Below are 4,496 nucleotides of genomic sequence, written 5' to 3'. Positions count from 1 at the left end.
TTAGATCCTGTCATGGCTGCTGCAATGACTGATAGATTAACTTATAAATCTTTTATGGTCGATATGAACGGTAATTCTTACAGAATGAAAGAAACAAAGGAGTGGTTAAAAAAAATCAACAATCAGTAATTACAATTTCAAAATAAACCATATTTTAGTGAATTACTTTTAAATAATTTTTTGGAGTAAATTTTATGTATAATATACAATTTTCCGGACGACAGCTCTAGTAGAGATAAAATCAATATGTTACGTTAAGATATTTTAATCTCTTATTTAATAATTCACTTTGATTTCTTAAAATTTGATATTTAAATATGACACTCATAAAGTATATATAATAAAAAATATATACTTAAATAAGCAGATAAAAACTTTAAATGCTATATATGTTGAAAAATATACAAAAAAGATATTGAAATTAACTTTATTATATAGTATTATATATATATAGCAAATTGCTCTTACTAGTGAAGTAAACGCTATATATTAAAGGTAATATATAAATAGGAGGTACTAGAATGGAAATGACAAAAGAACAAAGGGAAGCATTAGGAATCTTATTTTCAACAGATAATAAGGTATTAGAAGGAAGCAAGGTGTATGGAAGAATATTCTATGAGATTCTGTGTAAAACAGAATCTAAGGAGTATGAAGCAGAGGTTAAGGGGTGGATTAATTACTTGGAGGAAAATGATTTTGAAGTTGATTGTTGGGGGATACCGGACATGAGACATGATCTTTATGTGATTTATAAATAAATTAAATAAAAAGAGAATTTACAAACAATATTTTACTACTAGTATTGTTTGTAAATTTTCAATAATAAAAGGAGTGATGTTAATGATTAATTTTAAAAATATAAATATTAATGAAAAAGCTGAATATGTTACTTTTACTAGTCCAATTAAAAAAAATAGAAAAGGGCATAAACATCAGATAAATAAAAGTTTTAAGAAAATAAATATTGAAGAACGTGAAGTTATATTTAAAAATCTTGATACAATTTTAGAAAATTTTGAGGAAATTTCAAAAGATTATCTTACTTTTTTAATAGCAAAAAATGAATATCATGAACAAGCTATAAGATGGGTTTTTGAGGGTACTGCATTTTTAAAGAGAGATAATGAAAAAAAACTATTGAATTTAATAGAAGCAAGAATTCCAATAAAAGTATCTAATATTAAAGAGATAAAGGATGAAGAAAAAGAGGATGAGTATTATAAATTTATTTATCCTACAACTATTTTAGTAGGCCCATCTGGATCCGGGAAAACAACATTTTTAAAACAAATAATAGGAGCTATGAATACTAGTTTTCCAGCTACAAGTCAAGCTAACACAACTGTAGGACCTTTATATGTAGTTAATGCTGTAAACTATGATAATTATATGGCAACTGTAAAGTTTATTGGGGAAGAGAGTTTATTAGAGAGAATAAAAAGTGCATATATAGAGAGTCTAAAAGCTTTTTTAAGTATTACAAGTGAAAGTGAAGTAGACTTACCTTCAGATGAAAAAATTATTGATATAATATATAAAAAATTTACAATATTTGATGATAAAAAAGTGAAATTACAAAATTTATTATTAAAAAAAGACATATCTAATAATCTGCTTAAATGTTTCAAAAAAGAATGTTTTGAATTTTGGGAATCACTTAAAAAAATAGGGAATAAACAAGGTATTGAAATATATAATAAATTTTCTAACAATACAAGTGATGAATTTTTGGAAGTTTTTAATGATAATATAGATGAAAATTTATTAAATATTGAGAGTAATTCTACAATAAATGAGTTTATAGAGATTTTAAATGAAAGAATTAGAAAAATTATTGATAAAATTTTGGACTTTTTAAAAGAGAAGGATATCCAGTGGGAATTTAAAATACTGGATTATAAAAAAGAGTATATAATAAATAACACAACAAAACTTACAGTTAAAAATTCTACATTTGAGTTGCCTAAAATGATTACATTTGAGGTAAAGCCTAATACAAGTGATGATAAAGTTGAATTACAAGATATATTCTTTAAGACAATGGAGTTTATATCTTCTGCACATGAGGCGATGCAAGGAAAAACATTATTCCCATTAGTAAATCAAATTCGTATAAAAGGGTGTTTTAAGCCACTTTGGGAAATGAAAGAGAATTTATCAAATTATATTTTAATTGATTCTGAGGGAATAGGTCATGATCTTACAAATACAACAATTTCGAATGATTTAAGAAAGATGATGTTAGCAGCAAACAATATTACATTGATACAAAATGGAGCTGAGCAAATGCAAAATGCTTTTGCATTAACATTAAAAACGCTAATTCATAATGCATGGATAAGTAAAACTAAGTTTTACTTTAATAGACTAGAAACTTTTGATTCTACAGCACAAGGTTCTGTCGAAAGTAAAAAGAGCTTTATAGAAAGTAATATAAAAAATATTTTAAAAGATATAGTTTTAGAAGAAGCAAATTCTAAAGTGAAAATAGTAACTGATAGAGAATATATATATGAGGATATAATTTTATCAGGAAAAGAAAACAATTCTTATTATGTAGAATTTTTAAATAAAAGTGTTAATGATAGAACAGGGTTTATAACAGAAGAGGATAAATCTTTTATAGAAAGTATGGCTAAAAATAATCCGGAAATTTCTACTGAATTATTAAATAAATTTACTACTAAATTTACTGAAGAATTTAACCCGGTTGATCAGTTAAGAAATTATTTAAAGGATATAACAACTGTGATTGATTCAAATGAAAAATTTGCTCAAAAATTAGGATTAGTAAAACTTTTTCCTAAATATCAATTAGATATATTGTCAGGTGTTTTAAATAATGCAAACAATGCTTTTGTAAATGACTTTATTAAATTATTAAATATTAATACATGGCAAACTATAAAAGCATTCAATTCTAGAATTGCTGATGATTATGAAGGTCGAGAGTGGAGAGCATTTAAACCAGAATCAATGCTTACAGAGCATTTAATAAAGCATGTAGTTTCTTATTTATTAAATCCTAATAACATAGAAGAAATAACTAAAATATGTGGTGAAGACTTTGTAAATTATATTAATCATGTTGTATCAGATCAAATAACTAAAAAAATTATGATGTTATCAACAGAAAAGGTTTATTTAGAATTATTAGAATCTTGTTGGAAAATTGGGATTGAATTTAGTGGGAAAGATTCTACTTGGGATCGACAAAATTTAATTCAAAAAAAGATTAAAGAAAAATTTGAAGTGAATAATGAATTATATAAATTTAATCAATTATATATAGAAGCAAAGGAAATAATAACTGAGGAACCTCTGTTAAAAGACATAAAAGCAAATTATAGATAAAAGTTTAAAAAGTAGCATTAACATTAATAGTGGTTAATGTTACTTTTTCGTTTATAAATTTATGAAAATAAAATCTACAGATATAACTTGACACCCAATATGGTACCAGCTACAATTAAATTAACATTAGTGGCACCGTATTAGGTGCTATAAGGAGGGCGTATATGAAAGAAAAAATAGATTATTCAGGAAATTTTAGGGTTAGAATTCCTAAAAACTTACATGTTAAACTGGTAGAAGACGCCAAGGGTGAAGGGACCAGTTTAAATTAATATATTGTATATTTATTAAGTAAAAATATACAATATAATTTTTTAAATAGTAAAGACTTAAATAAAAAGTTATTACGTATTAAAGAAGAAGTTGGTTTAGAAGATTTAGTCGGATTAGAGGTACGTATAAAAGACCTCAGAGAAATGGTAAATGAAGTCAAACCAAGTATTATAAGAAAAATAAAAGAAAATAGAAGTCTTCCTAAAAATTTAGAAATAGAGTTAGTAGATAAATATTCACTTATGAGTGGAGACATTGTAGGTGAAAAATATCCATTTATAAAAAAGCCGACTATAAAGGTTGTGGTAGAAGACTCAAAAAGTCAATTTTCTGATGTAAAGGAAATCTTAGAGAAAGAGTGTCCTAGTGCAAAACTAAGTGAAATAAATATAGATGAATTGAATGATACGTTTAATTTTGAAATAAAAATTGGAAATAAAGACTTAAATAGCAAAGTTATTTATTTTGATGATAAAAATTTGGACGATCTTATAAAGATGGTTCAAACTATCAGTAATATTTTAAAGGAGAAGGGAGAGAAAATTAAATTTTATCCTAGCTATGTGTGGGAAAGATTAGAATTGTAATAGTAAACTATATTATATTTAAAACTTAACCGGGTTTGTCAAGAGAGTTGTCGTATAAATATTTATAGTCATAATTTTTCTGTTTCATAAGTTAAATTTTACTAGTTAAAATTTAAAAAATACGCTATTAAAAAAATAACGCTAATTTTTTTAACCTAACTTATCTTATTTTTATTTAAGCCCTTTTCTATTTCAGTTGTCGGATTAAGAGCTACTGCTTCTGTCGGCTCCCAATTTCTAATTCCTTTATTAAATCTTGATGGATTTAATTTTTTAGCT

At 25.0% G+C, this 4,496-nt stretch carries 5 protein-coding genes; all 5 read left to right on the top strand.

Annotated elements, in window-relative coordinates; all coding sequences use genetic code 11:
- Positions 1-12: 12 nt before the first annotated feature.
- A complete protein-coding gene (locus ACRDDY_RS10345; protein ID WP_438564875.1) occupies positions 13-129 on the top strand; it encodes an ATP-binding protein in 117 nt (38 codons plus the stop codon).
- Positions 130-521: 392 nt separating this feature from the next.
- Positions 522-761: a hypothetical protein gene (locus ACRDDY_RS10340; RefSeq protein WP_438564874.1), complete on the top strand. Its 240-nt coding sequence runs from the start codon at positions 522-524 to the stop codon at positions 759-761.
- 82 nt (positions 762-843) lie between these two features.
- Positions 844-3,357 (top strand): hypothetical protein, encoded by a 2,514-nt coding sequence (locus ACRDDY_RS10335; protein ID WP_438564873.1) that lies wholly within the window; start codon positions 844-846, stop codon positions 3,355-3,357.
- Between the two features lie 164 nt (positions 3,358-3,521).
- On the top strand, positions 3,522-3,629 hold the full coding sequence (locus ACRDDY_RS10330; protein WP_438564872.1) for a toxin-antitoxin system HicB family antitoxin: 108 nt from the start codon (positions 3,522-3,524) through the stop codon (positions 3,627-3,629).
- 144 nt (positions 3,630-3,773) lie between these two features.
- Positions 3,774-4,217: a hypothetical protein gene (locus ACRDDY_RS10325; protein ID WP_438564871.1), complete on the top strand. Its 444-nt coding sequence runs from the start codon at positions 3,774-3,776 to the stop codon at positions 4,215-4,217.
- The last annotated feature ends 279 nt before the right edge of the window (positions 4,218-4,496 follow it).

This window comes from Clostridium sp., from assembly GCF_051656525.1.
In the GTDB taxonomy this organism is placed as follows: domain Bacteria; phylum Bacillota; class Clostridia; order Clostridiales; family Clostridiaceae; genus Clostridium.
Note: the sequence above shows the minus strand (reverse complement) of the source record. Positions and strands in the feature narration are given on the sequence as shown.

What these genes read in the sequence shown, in the direction of transcription:
- ACRDDY_RS10340 (WP_438564874.1), top strand. Translation starts at nt 522, where the DNA reads ATGGAAATGACAAAAGAACAAAGGGAAGCATTAGGAATCTTATTTTCA.
- ACRDDY_RS10330 (WP_438564872.1), top strand. Translation starts at nt 3,522, where the DNA reads ATGAAAGAAAAAATAGATTATTCAGGAAATTTTAGGGTTAGAATTCCT.
- ACRDDY_RS10335 (WP_438564873.1), top strand. Translation starts at nt 844, where the DNA reads ATGATTAATTTTAAAAATATAAATATTAATGAAAAAGCTGAATATGTT.
- ACRDDY_RS10325 (WP_438564871.1), top strand. Translation starts at nt 3,774, where the DNA reads ATGGTAAATGAAGTCAAACCAAGTATTATAAGAAAAATAAAAGAAAAT.
- ACRDDY_RS10345 (WP_438564875.1), top strand. Translation starts at nt 13, where the DNA reads ATGGCTGCTGCAATGACTGATAGATTAACTTATAAATCTTTTATGGTC.